17 protein-coding genes and 1 pseudogene are annotated in these 19,827 nt (G+C 68.5%); 10 read left to right on the top strand and 8 right to left on the bottom strand.

Annotated elements, in window-relative coordinates:
- The 5 genes and pseudogenes from H5J31_RS36310 to H5J31_RS36290 all read left to right on the top strand — a co-directional run.
- Positions 1 to 769: pseudogene (locus tag H5J31_RS36310) on the top strand (hypothetical protein); the annotation flags it as partial.
- 344 nt (positions 770 to 1,113) lie between these two features.
- On the top strand, positions 1,114 to 6,087 hold the full coding sequence (locus H5J31_RS36305; protein ID WP_181777207.1) for an NAD-glutamate dehydrogenase: 4,974 nt from the start codon (positions 1,114 to 1,116) through the stop codon (positions 6,085 to 6,087).
- Positions 6,087 to 6,506 (top strand): acyl-CoA thioesterase, encoded by a 420-nt coding sequence (locus tag H5J31_RS36300; protein WP_181777206.1) that lies wholly within the window; start codon positions 6,087 to 6,089, stop codon positions 6,504 to 6,506. Before H5J31_RS36305 ends, H5J31_RS36300 begins: the two co-directional genes overlap by 1 nt.
- The gene (locus H5J31_RS36295) at positions 6,499 to 7,134 is read left to right on the top strand and encodes a hypothetical protein (RefSeq protein WP_181777205.1); all 636 of its coding nucleotides are present in this window, start codon (positions 6,499 to 6,501) and stop codon (positions 7,132 to 7,134) included. The genes H5J31_RS36300 and H5J31_RS36295 overlap by 8 nt, the downstream gene beginning before the upstream one ends.
- A 63-nt stretch (positions 7,135 to 7,197) precedes the next feature.
- On the top strand, positions 7,198 to 7,497 hold the full coding sequence (locus H5J31_RS36290; protein WP_181777204.1) for a hypothetical protein: 300 nt from the start codon (positions 7,198 to 7,200) through the stop codon (positions 7,495 to 7,497).
- Here H5J31_RS36290 and H5J31_RS36285 read toward each other — a convergent pair.
- Positions 7,494 to 8,135, bottom strand: a complete 642-nt coding sequence (locus H5J31_RS36285; protein WP_181777203.1) for a DUF305 domain-containing protein — start codon at positions 8,133 to 8,135, stop codon at positions 7,494 to 7,496. The genes H5J31_RS36290 and H5J31_RS36285 overlap by 4 nt on opposite strands.
- A gap of 87 nt (positions 8,136 to 8,222) precedes the next feature.
- On the opposite strand from H5J31_RS36285, the gene H5J31_RS36280 reads away from it, so the two are divergent.
- Positions 8,223 to 9,671 carry an LVIVD repeat-containing protein gene (locus H5J31_RS36280; protein ID WP_181777202.1) on the top strand — a complete coding sequence of 483 codons (1,449 nt, stop codon included), beginning with the start codon at positions 8,223 to 8,225 and terminating at the stop codon, positions 9,669 to 9,671.
- A gap of 219 nt (positions 9,672 to 9,890) precedes the next feature.
- On the opposite strand, the gene H5J31_RS36275 is transcribed toward H5J31_RS36280, so the two are convergent.
- From H5J31_RS36275 to H5J31_RS36265, 3 genes are read right to left on the bottom strand one after another with little or no spacing between them, the layout of a single operon-like run.
- The gene (locus tag H5J31_RS36275; protein ID WP_181777201.1) at positions 9,891 to 11,444 is read right to left on the bottom strand and encodes a glycoside hydrolase family 13 protein; all 1,554 of its coding nucleotides are present in this window, start codon (positions 11,442 to 11,444) and stop codon (positions 9,891 to 9,893) included.
- Positions 11,444 to 11,839, bottom strand: coding sequence for a globin (locus tag H5J31_RS36270; RefSeq protein ID WP_181777200.1), 396 nt, complete (start codon positions 11,837 to 11,839; stop codon positions 11,444 to 11,446). Before H5J31_RS36270 ends, H5J31_RS36275 begins: the two co-directional genes overlap by 1 nt.
- Positions 11,840 to 11,859: 20 nt before the next feature.
- Entirely contained in the window at positions 11,860 to 12,837 is a 978-nt protein-coding gene (locus H5J31_RS36265) for a mechanosensitive ion channel family protein (RefSeq protein WP_181777199.1), read from the bottom strand.
- 419 nt (positions 12,838 to 13,256) lie between these two features.
- Here H5J31_RS36265 and H5J31_RS36260 point away from each other — a divergent pair, with 419 nt between their 5' ends.
- The gene (locus H5J31_RS36260; protein ID WP_037319481.1) at positions 13,257 to 13,751 is read left to right on the top strand and encodes an HNH endonuclease; all 495 of its coding nucleotides are present in this window, start codon (positions 13,257 to 13,259) and stop codon (positions 13,749 to 13,751) included.
- Positions 13,752 to 13,878: 127 nt separating this feature from the next.
- Here H5J31_RS36260 and H5J31_RS36255 read toward each other — a convergent pair whose 3' ends face one another.
- Positions 13,879 to 14,232: a hypothetical protein gene (locus H5J31_RS36255; RefSeq protein WP_181777198.1), complete on the bottom strand. Its 354-nt coding sequence runs from the start codon at positions 14,230 to 14,232 to the stop codon at positions 13,879 to 13,881.
- Positions 14,233 to 14,523: 291 nt separating this feature from the next.
- Here H5J31_RS36255 and ctaJ point away from each other — a divergent pair, with 291 nt between their 5' ends.
- Together ctaJ and H5J31_RS36245 are read left to right on the top strand one after the other, a co-directional pair.
- Positions 14,524 to 14,787, top strand: coding sequence for an aa3-type cytochrome oxidase subunit CtaJ (ctaJ, locus tag H5J31_RS36250; RefSeq protein WP_181777197.1), 264 nt, complete (start codon positions 14,524 to 14,526; stop codon positions 14,785 to 14,787).
- Positions 14,774 to 15,253 carry a DUF5130 family protein gene (locus H5J31_RS36245; RefSeq protein ID WP_181777196.1) on the top strand — a complete coding sequence of 160 codons (480 nt, stop codon included), beginning with the start codon at positions 14,774 to 14,776 and terminating at the stop codon, positions 15,251 to 15,253. The genes ctaJ and H5J31_RS36245 overlap by 14 nt, the downstream gene beginning before the upstream one ends.
- An 80-nt stretch (positions 15,254 to 15,333) precedes the next feature.
- On the opposite strand, the gene pepN is transcribed toward H5J31_RS36245, so the two are convergent.
- Entirely contained in the window at positions 15,334 to 17,907 is a 2,574-nt protein-coding gene (pepN, locus tag H5J31_RS36240; protein ID WP_181777195.1) for an aminopeptidase N, read from the bottom strand.
- 166 nt (positions 17,908 to 18,073) lie between these two features.
- On the opposite strand from pepN, the gene H5J31_RS36235 reads away from it, so the two are divergent.
- Positions 18,074 to 18,694, top strand: a complete 621-nt coding sequence (locus H5J31_RS36235) for a mycothiol-dependent nitroreductase Rv2466c family protein (protein WP_181777194.1) — start codon at positions 18,074 to 18,076, stop codon at positions 18,692 to 18,694.
- On the opposite strand, the gene H5J31_RS36230 is transcribed toward H5J31_RS36235, so the two are convergent.
- Positions 18,691 to 19,494 carry an MBL fold metallo-hydrolase gene (locus tag H5J31_RS36230; protein ID WP_181777193.1) on the bottom strand — a complete coding sequence of 268 codons (804 nt, stop codon included), beginning with the start codon at positions 19,492 to 19,494 and terminating at the stop codon, positions 18,691 to 18,693. The two genes, H5J31_RS36235 and H5J31_RS36230, sit on opposite strands and share 4 nt — an antisense overlap.
- The coding region (locus H5J31_RS36225) for a 2-phosphosulfolactate phosphatase (protein WP_181777192.1) at positions 19,491 to 19,827 on the bottom strand (337 nt) is incomplete at its 5' end. The genes H5J31_RS36225 and H5J31_RS36230, both read right to left, overlap by 4 nt.

The following is a 19,827-nucleotide window of genomic DNA, read 5'->3' as shown; positions in this document are numbered from 1 at the left end:
GCTTCTCGCGCCGGAACCCGCGGCCGAGCCTCGGCCCCGGGTCACGGCTGAGTCCGACGTACCGCGTGCGCCCGGCACCGCCGCCCCATTGTGGGAGAGCGACGAATGGGCGGCCGAGGAACGCGAGCGCCGGTCCACCGCGCCCGCGTCACGCAAGACGAGGCACGACGCCGAACACGGTTCCGTGGCAGCCAAATCGGTGCTGGACCGGCTCGGGATCTCGAGTGCGGGCGGGCACGGGGGCGGCCGCCGCCGCGCGGACCACACCGGGGATCCCGGGCACGCCACGCCTCCCGTCGAAGAGCACATCGAGGTCGAACCCGTTCGCCGCGAACCGGCGCCGATGGGTTTTTCCGAACCCGCCGTCCCGCTCGCGCCGCCGCCCAGGGAAGACCCGCCGCAGTACCCGCCCCGGAATTCGCCCCAGTACGGTTCCGCGCCTCAGCCTGCCGCGCCTCAGCCGCCCGCCACGGAAGAGGTCTCCGACCCCTGGCTGCCGAAGCTGCGGATGCCGCCCGCGCTCGACCCACTCACCGACACCGGTTCGTGGCGGCCGATCACGCCGTTCCCGGAGAGCTACGCCCGTGCGATCGCGGAAGACGAACCCCCGCCGGACGCCGGTCTCGCCGACCTGCTCGCCCGCGCGCTCGCCGAACACCAGGCGGGTACCGCGAGTGCCGCCGCGCTCGTGAAACAACTCGGCTCCCAGGACTCGGGAAAGCGTCCGGTCAACGGCCGCGATCGCCATCGCACCAACGGAAGCGACTGACGGGGAGAGCAAAGGTCCCTTGCTCCTCACCGGCGATCGGGACAGTCCTGGCTTGAACGATTCAGTCGACCGGGTGAGACCGTCCGCTGTTCCTCTGAACGGGAATGGGTGCTGGTCACCCCCGGTGCGGCGGGTCGCGGGAAGGTCCGGACAGACCACCGATGTGACCGGCCGGTAGCTGAACCGATCACGGCGATTCCGGTATCTGAGCAGGGAAATCTTCGCCGGACGGGAATGACCCGGCCTTGTAGAGCCGACTGTCCGGAGCTGTAGGTTGGGTCTGGTCCGGTACAGAGTCGTGCCGGTCGCGGTGTCAATCTCGCTACAGTGGAGAGTTGCCTCAAATGAGCTCGACGGGAGTCTCGTCCCCGCCCGGAAAAGATGTCGGCACCGAAGAAGGCGCCCGGCGCCGGTCGGCGAACCCGGAGCAGATCCGGGACGACCTGATCGACGCCGCCGCGGCGTACGCCCCGGAGATCGGCGACCTGATCCGCCTCTATTACCGGCACATCCCCGCTGAAGAGATTCTCGGCGACGACCCGGTTGACCTCGTCGGTGCCGTCCGCTCGCACCTCCAGCTGGCCAAGAGCCGGATGCCTGGCCGCCCCGCTGTGCGCCTGCTGAACCCGACGGGTCCCGAAGACGGCTGGACGCGTGAGGCGACCGTCGTGCAGGTCGTCACGGACGACATGCCCTACCTGGTGGATTCCGTCGCCGCCGAGTTCGCCCGTGACGGTGTGCAGGTGCAGCGCATCGTGCACCCGATCGTCGTGGTCAGCCGCGACCTCACCGGCGAACTGCTGGAGGTCCACCCGGACGCCGACCCGGCCGAGCCGCCGTCGAATTCCGCGGCCGAGTCGTGGATGTACATCGAGATCGACCTGGTGACGGATCCGAACCGGGCCCGCGAGCTGGACAACCGGCTCTCGTCGGTGCTGGGCGATGTCCGCGAGGTCGTCGAGGACACCGACAAGATGGCGGAGACCGCGCGCCGTCTCGCCGACGAGCTGGACACGAACCCGCCGCGGCTGTCCGAGCGCGAGGTCGCCGAAGGCGGCCGTCTGCTGCGCTGGCTGGCCGACGGTCACTTCACGTTCCTCGGTTACCGCCGCTACGAACTGATCGACAACCCGCATCCGGACAGCGAGGAGCCCGCCCTGCGCGCGGTGCTCGCGTCCGGGCTCGGCGTGCTGCGCCAGGACAGCCTGGCCGCGCGCAGTCTCACCGCCGGTCCCGACACGGCGGCGTCCGCGCTCGCACCGACGCTGCTGGTGCTGACCCAGGCGAGCGCGCCGTCCACGGTCCACCGCCCGGTCTACCCGTACTACGTCGGCGTGAAAACGTTCGACGACAACGGAAACGTCACCGGCGAGCACCGCTTCCTCGGCATGTTCACCACCACCGCGCTGCACGAGAACGTGCTGGACATCCCGGTGGTGTGCAACCGGGTCCGCGAGGTCATCCACCGCGCGGGCTTCCCGATGGAGTCCTTCTCCGGTCAGCGGATGCTGGAGGTGCTGCAGAACTGGCCGCGTGCGGACCTGTTCTCGGCCGACACCGATTCGCTGTACTCGACGACCACCGGCGCGATCACGCTGTCGGATCGCAGACGCCTGCGGTTGTTCCTGCGTCGCGACCCGTACGGCCGCTTCTACTCCTGCCTCGTGTACCTCCCGCGCGACCGCTACACGACCCGTTCGCGGCTCGCGATGCAGGAGGTCCTGCTCGAAGAACTCGAAGGCACCCAACTCGAATACAGCGCGCGCATCGGCGAAACCGTGCTCGCTCAGGTGCACTTCATCGTGCACACCGATCCCTCGCAGCGGTCGGAGCCGGACACCCTGCGCATCCAGGAACGGCTCAACGAAGCCGTGCGCAGCTGGGACGACCGGATGGTCGAGGCGATCCTCGCCGAACGCCGCGAGCGCGCCGGCGACAGCGGCGTCGCGATCGGCCTGCTGGGCGAGGAGTCCGCGGGTGAACAGGGGCAGCGGTTCGCCGCGGTGTTCCCCGAGGGCTACAAGGAGGACTTCTCCGCACTCGAAGCACTCGCGGATCTGCGCTCCCTTGAGTCGCTGACCGACGAGGGCGACCTCTCGATGTCGTTCTACCTGCCGGCCGACGCCGAGGCGGGGGAGCGGCGGTTCAAGCTTTACCTGCGCGGCGAGGGCGTCACGCTCTCGCAGGTGCTGCCGGTCCTGCAGCGGATGGGCGTCGAGGTCGTCGACGAGCGCCCGTACGAACTGCGTCGCGAAGACGGCGGCCGGTCCTGGATCTACGACTTCGGCCTGCGGATCGACCCGCAGGTGCTCGACCACGCCGACCACGACCTCCGCACCCGCTTCCAGGACGCGTTCCACGCCGCCTGGCGCGGCGACTGCGAGGTCGACGGCTTCAACGGGCTCGTCCTGCGCGCGGGCCTCACCTGGCGTCAGGCGGCGATCCTGCGGGCCTATTCGCGGTACCTGCGCCAGACGAAGATCCCGTTCTCGCAGGAGTACATCGAGAACACCGTTCTCGCGCACACCGACATCGCCACCGCGCTGGTGCGGCTGTTCGAGACCCGCTTCGACCTGACGCTCGGCGAGGAGGTCCGCGCGTCGCAGGCCGACCAGCTGACCGCCGAGATCGGCAATCTCGTCGACGAGGTCACGAGCCTCGACGAGGACCGGATCCTGCGACGGCTGATGGCGGTCATCCTCGCCACGCTGCGGACGAACTACCACGTCACCGACGCCGACGGGAACGCCCGGCAGTACCTGGCGCTCAAACTCGACCCGAGCGCGGTGCCCGAACTGCCCGAGCCGCGGCCGAAGTACGAGATCTTCGTGTACTCGCCCCGGATCGAGGGTGTGCACCTGCGCTTCGGCGACGTCGCGCGCGGTGGCCTGCGGTGGTCCGACCGCCGGGAGGACTTCCGCACGGAGATCCTCGGCCTGGTCAAGGCGCAGGCGGTCAAGAACGCCGTCATCGTGCCCGTCGGGGCGAAGGGCGGCTTCGTGGTGAAGCGTCCGCCGGTCGCGACCGGTGACCCGAGCCTGGACCGCGACGCGCAGACCACCGAGGGCATCGCCTGCTACCGGATGTTCATCTCCGGCATGCTGGACGTGACCGACAACCGTGTCGAGGGCAAGACCGTGCCCGCGCCGGACGTGGTCCGCCACGACGGCGACGACAGCTACCTCGTCGTCGCGGCCGACAAGGGCACCGCGAAGTTCTCCGACATCGCGAACGAGGTCTCGGCGAACTACGGGTTCTGGCTCGGCGACGCCTTCGCCTCCGGTGGTTCGGTCGGCTACGACCACAAGGCCATGGGCATCACCGCGAAGGGTGCTTGGGAGAGCGTCAAGCGCAACTTCCGTGAACTGGGCAAGGACACCCAGACCGAGGACTTCACCGTCGTCGGCATCGGCGACATGATGGGCGACGTCTTCGGCAACGGGATGCTGCTTTCGGAGCACATCCGGCTGGTGGCCGCCTTCAACCACCTGCACATCTTCCTCGACCCGACCCCGGACTCGGCGACGTCGTACGCCGAGCGCCGCCGTCTGTTCGACCTCCCGCGTTCGTCGTGGGAGGACTACGACCGTTCGCTGATCAGCGAGGGTGGCGGCATCTACTCGCGGTCGGCGAAGACGATCCCGATCAGCCCGCAGGTCCGCGAGGCGCTCGGGCTCGGCGAGGACGTCACCGCGCTGGCGCCGAACGACCTCATGCAGGCGATCCTGCTGTCGGAGGTCGAGCTGCTGTGGAACGGCGGCATCGGCACCTATGTCAAGGCGGAGAACGAAACCCACGCCGACGCGGGCGACAAGGCCAACGACGCCTTGCGCGTCAACGGGAACCAGCTCCGCGTCAAGGTCGTCGGCGAGGGCGGGAACCTGGGGCTGACGCAGCTCGGCCGGATCGAGTTCGCCCGGGCGGGCGGCAAGATCAACACCGACGCGCTGGACAACTCCGCCGGTGTCGACTGCTCCGACCACGAGGTCAACATCAAGATCCTGCTCGACCACCTGATCTCGACCGGCGGGCTGGACGCCGAGCAGCGCAACGAGCTCCTGGAGCAGATGACCGACGAGGTCGGCGAGCTGGTGCTGGCCGACAACTACCGGCAGAACGCCGTGCTCGGCGTCAGCCGGGCGCACGCCGGGCCGATGGTCTCGGTGCACCAGCGGCTCGTCGCGGCACTGGTCGCGAAGGGTGCTTTCGACCGGAAGCTCGAAGCGCTGCCGAGTTCGGCGGAGTTCCGCGCGCTGGAGAAGGCGGGCGAAGGCCTGACGTCGCCGGAACTGGCGACGCTGCTGGCGCACGTGAAGCTCGACCTCAAGGACGAGCTGCTGGCGAGCGAACTGCCGGACTCCGAGGTGTTCTCGCGGCGTCTGCCCGAGTACTTCCCGAAGCCGCTTCGCGAGCGCTTCGGCGACGCGATCTTCCAGCACCCGCTGAAGCGCGAGATCATCACGACGATGGTGGCCAACGAGGTCGTCGACGGCGCCGGGATCTCCTACGTCTTCCGGTTGATGGAGGAGATGAACGCGACGGCGACCGACGCCGTCCGCGCGTACGCCGTGGTCACCCACGTCTACGACCTGCCCTCGCTGTGGGCGCAGATCGACGCGCTGGACAACGTCGTGCCGACCGAGGTCGCGGACGAGATGATGCTGGAAACCCGCAGGCTGCTCGACCGGGCCGCCCGCTGGTTCCTCACCAACCGGCCGCAGCCCCTCGCGCCGCTCGCCGAGATCAACCGCTTCGGCCGCGTCGTCGGCGAGCTGGCTCCTCGGGCGCACGAACTGCTTCGCGGTGTCGAGTGCGCGTCGGTGGACGCGAACGCGGAGCGGATGGTGGAGAAGGGCGTCCCGGCTGAACTGGCGGAGCGCGTGGCGCTGCTGCTGCACACCTTCGGCCTGCTCGACGTCACCGATGTCGCGGAGATGGCCGAGCAGCAGGCCGGGATCGACGCGGTGCACACCCCGGCCGAGACCGCGGCGCTGTACTACGCGCTGTCCGATCACCTCAGCGTCGACAAGATGCTGACCTCGATCAGCGGTCTCGAACGCGGCAACCGCTGGCACGCGCTGGCGCGGCTCGCGCTGCGGGACGACGTGTACGGTTCGCTGCGGGCGATCACGCTGGACGCGTTGCGGCACAGCGATTCGGGCAGTGACCCGGACGAGAAGATCGCGCACTGGGAGAAGACCAACGCTTCGCGGCTGCAGCGGGCCAGGGTCGCGCTGGACGAGATCAGCCAGTCCGGCAAACTCGACCTGGCGACGCTGTCGGTGGCGGCGAGGCAGATCCGGAGCACGGTGAGGTAGTGGCGTACATTTCCCTCATCCGGCCACGCTGGTCGGATATGGACGTCTACGGGCACGTCAACCACGCGAACCTGGTGACCCTGCTCGAAGAGGCACGGATCCCGCTGCTGTTCGGGGACGCCGTCCGAGCCGGCCTCACCGAACTGCCCAAGGGCATCGTGGTGGTGAAGCTGGCGGTCCATTACCGTTCGCCGATCGTGGTGTCCGATCAGGACATCCGGGTGGAGATCTCGTTGAAGGACTTGAAGCACGCCAGCTTCACCCTCGGCTACAAGGTGCACAACGGGCCCGCCGAGGGGGACAAGGTCGCGGTCACCGCGGAGACGGTGCTCGCGCCGTTCGACACGGGATCGGAGCGGCCCCGGCGGCTGACCGAGGACGAACGCGCCTTCCTGGAGAAGGGGTTCGCGGATGCCTGAGCTCTACATCCCGGACGCGGGCGACCGCGAGACCCTCGGCGCGTTCGTGGCCAGGGCGGTCCGGCTCGACCAGAACACCCTGGTGCGGCTGCGGCAGCGCGGTGACGGCGTGGTCGAGGCCTGGAGCGCGACGCCGTTCGAGGTCCTCGCGACCAGGGCCGTCGCCGGTGACATCACGCCGTCCGACATCACCGTGTCCGGGAACGAACTGCTCGCCGCGCTGACCGTGGCGGGCGGGGAGCGGATGGATCCGGGCCCGGCCCGCGACCTGATGTGGCATTCGGAACTGCCCGCGCCGGGACGCTGGCAGCTGGTGGACGAACTGCCGGCGACGCTGATCTCCGAGCTGGCCGACCGCGGCGTCTCCCTGGCCCGCGACAACGTCGGTCCGCACGGCAACCCGCCCGCGTCCCTGATGGACCAGGCGGTACTCACCGTCACCGGTGGCGAGCTGGAGATCAAGGTCCAGATGCGCTGCCTGTTCGCGCTGTCCGGGATGGGCTTCGTGGACTCGTCGATCGCCGACGACGTCGTCCGGGTGACCGCGACGGATTCGTGGATGCGTATCGACGCCCGCTATGGCGCCGTCCTCAAACGACGTCACGCGCTCCTGCCGCTGCTGTTCTGACGGGTTTCTTACCGCCGGGCATCGCGGGTGGCTTCCGGCCGCCCGCGATGTCAGGCTGTCCGCATGAGCGAGAAGGACCACGCCGGTAAGGACGGGGAGGACCCGACCGCGGACTTCCTCTCCGAGGTCCGGGCGGAGGAGACCCCGTGGCGGACCGAGCGGCCGCCGGGTGAAGAGGCCCCGGAGCGTGTCGAGCGCCCGGAGCGGTTCGGCCGCGCCAAAGCCGCCGGACGCGCGGCCGCGCAGGCCGCCCCGTACATCCAGGCCGCCGCGCTGGGGGCCTGGATCGTCTCGGGCAGTTTCGGTGACTCCGGCGACTCCGGTGACTCCGGCTTCGACGCGGGCTCCTCCGGCGACGCCTAGAGCTTCGCGCGCATGGTCTTCATGCGTTCGATCTCGGCGGACTGGCCGGTGATGACCTCCTGCGCCATCTCCTGCGCCTTGATCTCCACGCCCTTCCCGAGCTGGGTTTCGGCCATGGTCAGCGCGCCCTGGTGGTGCGCGATCATCAGGTCGAGGAACAGCTTCTCGAACGCCACACCGCTCGCCGCGCGAAGATCCGCCAGCTGGGCCTCGGTCGCCATCCCCGGCATGAGCGCGTGATCGTGCGCCCCACCGTGCCCTTCGTGGCCCTCGCCCGGGACCGGCTTGCCGCGGTCGGTCAGCCACGTCCGCATCATCGCGACCTCGCCGTCCTGGGCCACCGAGATCCGCCCGGCGATCGCGCGGATCTGCTCGTTCGCGGTCTTGCCCGGCACCAGGTCGGTCATCACCTTCGCCTGCCGGTGGTGGGGGATCATCATGGTCATGTACTCGACGTCGGCCTCGTTGGGCTGATCGCGCTGGACCGGACCGGGGGCGACGGTGCCGGCCTGATCGCCCGGCTTCCCGGGGACGATCACCGGCGCACTCGGCCCGGGCGCGGCCGGGGTCTCGTCACCGGTGCACCCCGAGACGAGGAAAGCCCCGACGACCAGCGCAGATGTCAAACCTTTTTTCATCCCGGGAGATCCTCCATTGGTCGGTATCTGCTGAGCCTAAATAAGTAATAAGGTGCGCGTAAAGCTGGGTGGAAGGAGAGCCATATCGTGCTGCAACCTGGGCTGAAACGCCGCTTGACCAGGGTTCTCGTGTCGGCGGCCGCCGTTGCCGCCCTCGGGGCCTCCAGTGCGTTCGCCGCACCGGCCGTCATCGCGGAGCCGTCGGCGACCGCGATCCCGGGCGTGGACGAGATCGTCCACAGCCCCAACCTCCGGTCGATCGCGAACGTCCCGCAGCAGGGACCGTTCACGAAGGACTCGACCGGTACGGACATCGCGTTCACCAAGGGGCACGCGATCATCGGCACGTACGACGGCTTCAACGTCTTCGACGTCCGCAACCCTTACCGCCCGAAGATCGTCAGCCAGGTCCTCTGCCCCGGCGGGCAGAACGACGTGTCGATCTCCGGCGACCTCCTCTTCCTGTCGACCGACGCGTCGCGCAGCGACAACTCGTGCAACAGCGTCTCGAAGCCCGCGTCGGACAAGACGGCGTGGGAAGGCATCAAGGTCTTCGACATCTCGAACCTCGCGGCGCCGAAGTACGTCGCGGCGATCGAGACCGACTGCGGTTCGCACACCAACACGATGGTGCCGGACAAGAACGGCAAGAACGTCTACGTGTACGTCTCGTCGTACGCGCCGGCCGCCAACCTGCCGGACTGCCAGCCGCCGCACGACAAGATCTCGATCATCAAGGTCCCGCTCAAGGACCCCGCGAAGGCCGAGCTCGTCGCGAAGCCGGTGCTGTTCCCGGACGGCGGCAACGCCGGTGGCCCCAACCCCGACGGCACCAGCCGCTCGGCGACCACCGGTTGCCACGACCTCACGGCGCTCCCGGAGAAGAACCTGATGGCCGGTGCCTGCATGGGTGACGGCGTCCTGTTCGACATCTCCGACCGCCTCAAGCCGCGCGTCCTCAGCCGGGTCCAGGACAACGTGAACTTCGCGTTCTGGCACAGCGCCACCTTCAACAACGACGCCAGCAAGATCGTCTTCACCGACGAACTCGGCGGCGGCGGCATGGCGACCTGCCTGGAGAAGTTCGGCAGCACCCGCGGTGCCAACGGCATCTACGAGATCACCGGCCGCGGCGACAACCGCAAGCTGGAGTTCCGCAGCTACTACAAGATCCCGCGGCTGCAGTCCGAGACCGAGAACTGCGTGGCGCACAACGGTTCGCTGATCCCGGTGCCGGGCAAGGACATCATGGTCCAGTCCTGGTACCAGGGCGGCATCTCGGTGTGGGACTTCACCGACGTCAAGCGGCCGAAGGAGATCGCGTACTGGGAGCGTGGCCCGCTCTCGAACGAGAAGCTCGTCGGCGGTGGCACGTGGTCGGCGTACTGGTACAACGGCTACATCTTCTCGTCCGACATCGTGAAGGGGCTCGACGTCCTCGACCTCAACGACTGGCGGACCTTCCCGGCGAAGTTCGTCCGGCAGAACGAGTTCAACGCCCAGACGCAGTACAAGCTGCACCCGGGCCTCAACTGATCCACTAGCGTGCGAGGAAAGGCCCGTTACTTGCGAAATTCGCAAGTAACGGGCCTTTCCTCGCGTCCAGGACGGAGTTGAGCCGTGCTCACGACTTCTCGGCCGAGCGTGGTCCGCCCGGGGACTAGCGTTGCGAAAGCCACTTTCACAACCTTCAACGTTGCGAAAGTGGCTTTCGCAACGCTGGGGACTGTTTGGGGCGGGGTCGTGAGTCGGTCGTCAGACCAGCCAGACGGCGGCGTCCGGCGGAAGTTTCCCGTCCACCAAAGGCACGCTCGACAGCAGCACTTCGCCGGGCGGAACCGCGATCGGGCTCGCCGACGTGTTCAGCGCGCAGATCAGTCCGCCACCCCGCCGCCGGAACGCGAAACAGCCGGCCGGGGCGCCGTACCAGTCCAGGTCTTCGCCGCTGAAAGCCTTGTGCGACTTACGGATCTCGATCGCCCGCCGGTACAGCGACAGCGTCGACGCGGGATCCTCCAACTGTGCCTCCACGGTGACCGACGCCCAGGAGGCGGGCATCGGCAGCCACGTCCGCGGATTGCGGGAGAAGCCGAACGGTGGCAGGTCGCCTTCCCACGGCAGCGGCACGCGCGACGCGTCCCGGCCGAATTCGGCGCCGGAGGTCTTGGCACGCGGGTCCGCGAGCGCGTCGGGCGGGAGGTCGACGTTGCCGAGTCCCAGTTCCTCGCCGTTGTACAGATAGACCGTTCCGGGCAGGGCGAGTTCGACCAGCGCCATCGCGCGCGCCCGCCGTACGCCGCGATCGCCGTCGCCGTACCGGCTGACCTGCCGCCAGACGTCGTGGTTGCTCAACGTCCAGGTGGCGGGGGCTCCGGCCGACTTCGGCACCGCCAGGGAGCGTTCGATGGCCGTCCGCAGCGCGTCCGCGTCGAAATGCGTGAGCACGAGCCGGAAGTTGAACGCCAGGTGCAGTTCGTCCGGCCGCAGGTAGCGGGCGAGCCGCTTCTCGTCGGTCACCCAGATCTCGCCGACGGCCATGGTGTCCGGGTACTCGTCGAGCACCTTGCGGATCATCTGGTGGATCTCGTGCACGCGGTCGTTGTCGAAGCGCGGGTCGTAGAAGTCACTCGGCCCCATCGCGTTCACACGCGGGTCCATGTCGGGCAGGCCCGGTGGTTTCGCCATACCGTGCGCGACGTCGATGCGGAAACCGTCGACCCCGTGGTCCAGCCAGAATCGCAGGGTGCGCTCGAGATCGGCGGCGACCTCGTGGTTGGTCCAGTTCAGGTCGGGCTGCTGCGGGGAGAACAGGTGCAGGTACCACTGCCCGTCCGGCACCCGGGTCCACGCCGGGCCACCGAACGCGCTGACCCAGTTGTTCGGCGGCTGGTCGCCGCGCGGGCCGAGCCCGTCGCGGAAGATGTAGCGATCCCGCTCCGGGCTCCCCGGCGGCGCCGCCATCGCCGATTTGAACCAGGCGTGGGTGTTGCTGGTGTGATTGGGGACGACGTCGATGGTGACCTTGATGCCGCGCTTGTGCGCCTCGGTCAGCAGGACGTCGAAGTCGCCGAGCGTGCCGAACATCGGGTCGACGTCGCGCGGGTCGGCGATGTCGTAGCCGTGGTCGGCCATCGGTGACCGGTAGAACGGCGTCAGCCACAGCGCGTCGACACCGAGCAGTTCGAGGTAGCCGAGTTTGCTCCGGATGCCTTCGAGGTCACCGACGCCGTCCCCGTCGGAATCGGCGAACGAGCGCACGTAGACCTGGTAGAAGACCGCCTGGCCCCACCAAGCCGCGCCCTTCGCCATCACACGAAGCTGTTCATCATGCTGTTGGCGGCCATTTCGAGGTACGCCCACAGCTGCGAGCGGTAGGGCTCCTCGATGTTCTCCTCGTCGACCGCGATCTTGATGCAGCGCAGCCAGGCGTCGCGTTCGATCGGGCCGATCTTGAACGGCGCGTGCCGCATCCGCAGCCGCGGGTGGCCGCGCTGATCCGAGTAGGTGTGCGGGCCGCCCCAGTACTGCATGAGGAACAGCCGGAAGCGCTCCTCGGCCGGGCCGAGGTCCTCCTCGGGGTACAGCGGGCGAAGCACCTCGTCGACCGCCACTTCGGCGTAGAACCGCGCGACGATCCGGGTGAACACCGGTTCGCCGCCGATCGCCTCGTACACGGTGGCGGGGTCAGGTTCGGTCACGGACACAGCTCCATTCTGCCCTTGTCCTACTGCCCGGCGGCGCCGGACGACATAAAGCGCCCCAGAGGCGGCTCGAAGCCGGCTTCGTCGAGCGCGGCGAGCAGGTGTGCCCGGAGCGCGCGCTGCACGGCCCACTGCTTGCCCGGCCGGACCTTCACCGTCAGACGGAGCTTGATGCCTTCGGGGGTGACCGTCTCCACACCGAGCATCTCGGGCGGCTCCAGCACGTTCGGTGCCAGTCCTTCGCTCTCCAGGAGCGTCTTCGACTTCTCGGCCATCAGCTCGGTGGCCTTCTCGACGTCGGCGGAGTAGCTGAGGGGGACGTCGACGACGGCGACCGCGAAGCCCTGGCTCGAGTTGCCGACCCGCAGCACCTCGCCGTTGCGGACGTACCAGACGGTGCCGTTGATGTCACGCAGGGTGGTGATCCGGAGGCCGACCGCCTCGACGGTTCCCGACGCCTCACCGACGTCGACGACGTCACCGACGCCGTACTGATCCTCGATCATCATGAAGATGCCGGAGAGGAAGTCCTTGACCAGGTTCTGCGCGCCGAAACCGAGTGCGACACCGACGATGCCGGCGGAGGCGATGATCGGCGCCAGGTCGATGCCCAGTTCGCCCAGCACGAGGATGAACGCCAGGCCGTAGATGAACAGGGTCGCCACGGACTTGAGGACCGAGCCGATGGTGGCGGCGCGCTGACGGCGTCGCTCCATCACGGCCGACCCGAGTACTTCGGGGGCCCTCTCCCGCAGCGGTCTCAACAGGGCGGGGAGCTTCTTGGAGCCGCTTGGCATCCGCGTCACGCGGTTGATCAGGCGCCGGACCACGTACCGCAGCAGGAACGCCACGGCGACGATCATCAGGATCTTGATCGGCTTCGTCAGCAGCCAGCCCGCCGACGCCGAGAGCCACTCGTTGTTTGTGACCTGGAACACCTGGTAGCAAAAGGTGTCGGCGTCTCGTGTGCAGGCCGGGGGTTCGGTGGGCAGCAGGTTCACTGAGAAGAAATGTCCTTTCGTACTCGGTGGGCTTCGTTCGCGCTGCTCGGCGCGTGCGACCGCGGAACACCCGTTTTCAGGTGGCCGCCGGGTCGCGGGCATGTGACACGTCCACTAACACACGTGCGTTTTGGGGCTGATCTGTGGTCGACTATGCCTGCACCGGTGGAGGTGGTCGAGTGCCAGACCGACAACCCATCCCCCTCGGCGTCCCGAGCCAAGCCTTGGCCGGACAGGCGCCGGAGGTCGTGTTGCGCGCTCATCCGGGAGGTGCCCCCTCGTCCGGGGCCCCGACCGGCGGGCCGGGAACGCGGCCAGGGGGAGTTGCCCGCCCGCCCGGACAGCGTAGAGGGCGGGACCCGTCGAGTACGGCGGTACCCACTACGACGACAGCGTCGTCCTGGGGCCGCAGACGGGTATTGCTGTTGAACGCCACGTTCGAGCCGTTGACGGCGTTGCCGTTGCGGCGCGCGGTGGTCCTCGTGATGTGCGGCAAGGCCGAGGTGGTGCACGGCGACCCGGGAGGGCTCGAACTGCACGCCGCCACGGTCTCGCTGCCCGTGCCTTCGGTGATCCGGCTGAGCACCTACGTGCGCGTGCCCTACCGCGCGCAGGTGCCGCTGACCCGGGCCGGGCTGATGCATCGCGACCGGTACCGCTGCGCCTACTGCGGAGGGCGGGCCGAGACGATCGACCACGTCGTCCCGCGTAGTCGTGGTGGTCCTCACAGTTGGACGAACTGTGTGGCCTGTTGCGCCAAGTGCAATCACCGGAAGGCGGACAAGCTGCTTTCCGAGATCGGCTGGCGCCTGCGCGTCGTGCCGAGGGCCCCGCACGGGCCGCACTGGCGGCTGCTGGCCCACTCCAAGGAGGCCGACCCGTTGTGGCGGCCTTACCTGGGGACCGCGGCCTGAGCCGTTAGGTCTGGACATGTCGGCGCCCCGGCTGCCTTTCGGCGGCCGGGGCGGGCCGATGGTGCCGCTGGAAGTACGCCGTCCCCTACTACCGCGTTCCTCGCCGTCGAGCCGGTCGTGCCCGGGTTCAGGCGGCCAGGGCGAAGTCGCTCCGGCAGGTGACGCGGGTGCCACGGGTAACGCGGGTGCCGCGAGTGACCCGGGTGCCGCAGGTGACGCGGGTTCCGGCGGTCACGCGGGTGCCGCGAGTGACGCGCGTGCCACGAGTGACGCGCGTGCCCGCCGTGACGCGGGTGCCACGGGTCACCCGGGTGCCGCGCGTGACGCGGGTGCCGGCGGTGACCCGCGTACCGCGAGTGACACGAGTACCGCGAGTAACCCGTGTGCCCGCCGTCACACGCGTACCGGGTACGAATTCAGCTTCGAAGAGTGACGAAATGTCGTCGATGATCGCCTGGCCGGGTGTCTGGGTGCTCTGCATGACATGTCCTCCTGCGACCGGTGCGTTACCTGCTGGGGTGGGGGAGTGGGGCGCAAGGCCCGTACAGGTGAAAAAGCTACGAGGATTTCAAGGCCGCGACAAGACGACAGCGCCGGGTGCGGCCGCCCGTACGTTGAGTTGCAACCTTTCGGCCTTGAGGGTTTCGCCCCAACGTGGGAGCGCTTTCGCGGCAAGCGGCGGACGGCGCCCTCCGGACGACGAGCGGTAGGTGTTCCGGCGCATGCCCGTGCCAGCGGGTGTGGCCCATCGGCGTCGGATAGGCTCACGCGCGTGAACCTTGTCGAGACGATCCTGGTCTTCGCGGTGATCCCCTTGGTCATCTACGCGCTTTGCGGGGTGGCCACGCTGCGGTCGAAGGGCGCGGGCATCGCCCGGTACCGGCCGGGGCAGCCGTGGGAGTACCCGGCCATGTGGTGGAGCGCCAACCCCGACGGTGTCGGCGCCAGGCATTCGCACGCGAACGTGGGCGGCGCGACCGCCGTCGCCGCGTCGGACGGAGCTTCGATGACGGGAGGCGCTCGTGGCAACTGGTGAACTGACCCATTCGTCCACCGCTGTTGACGAAGAGCCCGGTTACGGCGCCGCCGTTACCTCGAGCGGCCGGATTTCCGCCGCCAAGATGTACGAACCGGCTGGGCCGATCAGCCCATTCTCGACCCAGCAGCTTGCCCGGCTGGACGAGGCGCTGACGCTGGCCAGCCGCGAGACCGGCCTCGACTTCAGCGTGTACCTCGGCGAACTCGGCGAGGACACCCGCGTCACCGCCGAAGGCCTCCTGGCCTCGACCGACAATCCGGCCGACGGTGTCGTCGTCGCCGTGTCGCCCGGTCAGCGCGCCATCGAGATCGTGACGGGCTCGCAGGCCCGGCACCGCCTGCCCGACCGCGGCGCGAAGCTCGCCGTGGCCAGCATGGTCGCTTCCTTCAAGGAAGGCGACCTCGTCGGTGGCCTCGTGAACGCCTTGCGCATGCTCTCGGACCAGGCGGGCAGCCCCAGCTAGTCGCCCGCCTCCAGTGACATGAACGGCCCGTTACTTGCAAAATTTGCAAGTAACGGGCCGTTCATTGCGTCCAGGGGGGACTAGAGGCCGGCCTGCGAGTCGAACTCACGGGCGGCCAGCGCGCGCACGATCCCGGCGCGGCCTTCCGAAACGAGACGGCGCAGCGCCGCCGGGTGCTCCCCGGCCAGCCACGCGTCCGACGCCTCGACGGTCGACGGCTCGACCGCCCACGACGGGTACAGCCCGACCACGGTCGGCTGCGCCCGCTCGCTGGAGCGCCGCTGCCACACCTCGTCGATGACGTCGAAGTAGCGCGTTACGTAGTCGCCGAGCAGGTGCTTCTGGCCCGGGTGGGAGAAGCCGGTGATGAGCGAGTCGCTGACCGCGTTGGGCAGCTCGTCGTCGTACACCGCCCGCTGCCACGCGTCGGCCTTCGCGTCGGCGGTCGGCCGCAGCGCCCGCGAGCGCTCCGCCTGACGACGTCCGGCGGCGGTGTCGTCCTTGGCGAGTTCCGCGTCGATCTCGGGGTTCTCCGCCTTGCCGTGCGCGACGAGTGCGTGCAGCAGCCGCCAGCGCAGGTCGGTGTCGACGGTCAGGCCCTCCAGGGGCGCCGTGCCGTCGAGCCAGCCCGCGACGATCTGCAGTGTCTTGTCGTCGAGCACGCAACCCGCGAGCGAGTTCACGAAGGCGAGCTGGTGGTCCGAACCGGCTTCGGCGCTCTGCGCCAGGTCCAGCAGCCGCGTGGTGAACTCCGGCCAGCCCTTCTCGGCCGCCCACGTCTTGTTCGCGTAGGAGTTCAGCGCCGTCTGCGCCTGCAGCAGGAGCCGCTGCACCACGCCGACCTCGGTCTCGGTGTGCACCCCGCGCGCGACGAGCGTGACGAAGTCGCGCGCCTTGAGCTCGGCCTCACGCGTCATCTCCCACGCCGCCGACCAGCACAGCGTGCGGGGCAGCGGGTCGGTGATGTCGGCGATCCGGTCGATCAGCGTGGTCAGCGACGCCGGGTCGAGCCGCATCGTGCAGTAGGTCAGGTCGTCGTCGTTGACCAGCACGAGCTTGCCCGCCGGGAGCCCGACCAGATCCGGGACCTCGGTGCGCTCGCCGTCGACGTCGAGTTCGACGCGGTGCTTGCGGACGATCTTGCCGTCGCCGTCCTCGTCGTAGACGCCGACCGCGACGCGGTGCGTGCGCAGCTCACCGGCACCCGGCTTGGCGCCGGTCTGGGTGACGGCGAACGAGGTGTACGCGCCGTCGGCGCCGATCTCGTAGCGCGGGCTCAGCGAGTTGAGACCGGTGGTCTCCAGCCACTGCGCGCTCCACCACGACAGGTCGCGGCCGGACGCCTCTTCCAACGCGCCCAGCAGATCGGCCAGGGTCGCGTTGCCCCAGGCGTGCTTGCCGAAGTAGACCTTCAGGCCTTCGAGGAAGTGGTCGAGCCCGACGTAGGCGACGAGCTGCTTCAGGACACTCGCGCCCTTGGCGTAGGTGATGCCGTCGAAGTTCACCTCGACCGCGTGCAGGTCGACGATGTCCGCGGCGATCGGGTGCGTCGAGGGCAGCTGGTCCTGCCGGTACGCCCACGACTTCTCGATGTTCGCGAAGCTGGTCCACGCGTTCTTGTACTCGGTCGCCTCGGCCTGGGCGAGCACGCTCGCGAAGGTCGCGAACGACTCGTTCAGCCACAGGTCGTCCCACCAGCGCATGGTGACCAGGTCGCCGAACCACATGTGCGCCATCTCGTGCAGCAACGTCTCGGCGCGGCGCTCGTAGGCGTAGCGGGTGACGCGGCTCCGGAAGACGTAGTCCTCCAGGAAGGTGACCGCGCCGGCGTTCTCCATCGCGCCCGCGTTGAACTCCGGCACGAACAGCTGGTCGTACTTGGAGAACGGGTACGGGGTGGCGAACTTCTCGTGGTAGAAGGCGAAACCCTGTTTGGTCTCGACGAACAGCTTGTCCGCGTCCATATGCTCGGCGAGCGAGGAACGGCAGTAGATGCCGAGCGGGATGGTGCGGTGCGAGTCGGAGTACTCGTCGCGCCATTCGCTGTACGGGCCGGCGATCAGCGCGACCAGGTAGGTCGAGATCCGCTCGGAGACCGCGAAGACGGTGCGGACGGCACCTTCCGGGGTCTCCTCGGCCGACTCGACCAGCGCGTTCGAAATGACCTTCCAGTCCTTCGGCGCGATCACGGTGAGCCGGTAGACCGACTTGAGGTCGGGCTGGTCGAAGCAGGCGAACATGCGCTTGGCGTCCGCGGTCTCGAACTGCGTGTAGAGGTAGACGCCGTCGTCGACCGGGTCGACGAAGCGGTGCAGGCCTTCGCCGGTGTTCATGTACCGGCAGACCGCGTCCACGACGAGTTCGTTCGATCCCGCGAGACCGGGCAGCTCGATGCCCTTGTCCTCGACGTACCCGCTGACGTCGAGGGCCGACCCGTTGAGAACGGCCGACTCGATCCCCTCGGCGACGATGTCGATCCACGACGCTTCGCCGCTTCTGGCGCTCGCGAACTTGATCGTCGTCTTCGACGTGAAGGTCTTCTCGCCGGGACCGCCGCGGCCGTCGGTCAGATCCAGCTCGATGTCGTAGGACTCGACGTCGAGCAGATCCGCGCGCAGCTTGGCTTGGTCTCGGGTCAGGTTGGGGGCGGGCACTGGCACCTCTGGTCATCGGTATCGGTTCTGGTTTCCAACTACAGGCATCCAATCATGCGAAGGCCGGTGCTGACGACGGGAACAACACCGACGGCGGCGATGTTGGCGGCTGTGTAGCACTCTGTAGGCACCTGCTCCACCAAGACGATGGCACTGGGAGAACGTGATGACCGCCCCGTCCGAGACGACCAAGGTCGACTTCTATTTCGATCCGATCTGTCCCTTCGCCTGGATCAGCTCGCGCTGGATCCTCGAAGTGGAGAAGCACCGTTCCCTCGATCTGAGCTTCCGGATCATGAGCCTGTCCGAGCTCAACAGCGGCCGCGAGGACCTTCCTGAGCAGTACAAGGAGCTTCTCAGCCGCGGCTGGGGACCGGTCCGCGTCGCGACCGCGCTGGCGCAGAAGAACGGCGAAGCGGCGCTTCGCGACTTCTACACCGAGTTCGGCACCCGGCACCACAACCAGGGCAACAAGGACATCCCGCAGGTCATCAAGGAGACCCTTGAAGCCATCGGCGCTCCCGCCGAGCTGGCCGACGCCGCGGAGTCGACCGAGTACGACGAGGCGCTGAAGAAGAGTCACTACGAAGGTATGAATCCGGTCGGAATGGACGTCGGCACGCCGACCATCCACATCGACGGCGTCGCCTTCTTCGGCCCGGTGCTCAGCTCGATCCCGCGCGGCGAGGACGCCGTCAAGGTCTTCGACGGCGCCCGCGCGCTGGCGAGCTACCCGGACTTCTTCGAGCTGAAGCGCACCCGGACCGGGGACCTGAACTTCGATTAAGGCGTTTCCAGGGCGGCCCTGGTGACATCGTCGGGGTAGGAGGACCTCGCGACGGCTTCGTCCGTCGTGAGGTCTCCCGCGGCGATCTTCGTCTTGAGCGCGACGAGTTCCCGTAACCCGTCACGGTGCTTCTCGATGAACGCGACGTCTACCGGGTCTCCGTGCCCGGCGACGATGACGCGGGGCTCCAGCGCGAGGATCCCGTCCATCACCTCGGGCCACTCCGCGAGTGAGGTGCCGTCGTTGAACGAGAAAGCGCTGAAGCCCGCTTCGGCGTTCTCGACGGCGTCGCCCGCGTAGACGATTCCCGCGTCCGGCACGTGCACGAAGAGGTCATGGTCGGTGTGCGCGCGGCCGAGGAAACGCAGCACGACCGTGCGGCCACCGAGGTCGATCTCGGTGGTGTCCACGACCAGCTTGTCCGGCGCGATGATTTCGGTGCGTTCCAGCGCTTTCGCCATCTCGGGCCGGTTTTCGCCGAGGTAGTGCTCGATCCACTTCAGCCGCGCGCCCTCGCCGTAGGTGGTCAGCTCCGCCCCGCAGGCTTCGTGCGCCCAGACGTCACATGGAAGGAACGGCGTCGTGCCGAAGGCGTGGTCGAAATGGGCGTGCGTGTAGACGACCGACCACGGCAGCGGCGTGATCTCCCGCACCGCCGCGGCGAGTTCGGCGCCCTGCTCGACGTCGCCGCGGACGTCGACGACCAGGCAGCGCTCACTGCCGACGACCAGGCCGACGGTCAGGTCCAGCTCTTCGTAACGGCGCGCGTACACGCCGTCCGCGAGTTCGAGCCAAGTCACAAGTCCTCCAGAATTCCGTTGCGCAGCACCGGAACCGTGCTGCTCGTATCGCGTCGTGCGGCGAGGGTGACGTCGTTCCCGTGCCCGGCCGAGGCGAGCTCGCGCCCCGAGGAACACTCCGCCAGCGCTTCGGGGATGTCGGTCACCTTCGCCGCTGTGGCCGCGAGACGGGCTTCGGCCGATAGACGGCCGTAGTCGCCGAGGGCGGCCACGATCGCGCCGGCGCCGAGGTGGTCCTCGACGCAAGGCCGCAGCGGCCCGAACGTTTTGGCCGCGGTGTGCATGTCGACGCCCCAGCGCTCCCCGGCCGGGACGACGCCGATCGGGCGTCCG

This window comes from Amycolatopsis pittospori (assembly GCF_013870525.1).
In the GTDB taxonomy this organism is placed as follows: Bacteria; Actinomycetota; Actinomycetes; order Mycobacteriales; family Pseudonocardiaceae; genus Amycolatopsis; species Amycolatopsis pittospori.
Note: the sequence above shows the minus strand (reverse complement) of the source record. Positions and strands in the feature narration are given on the sequence as shown.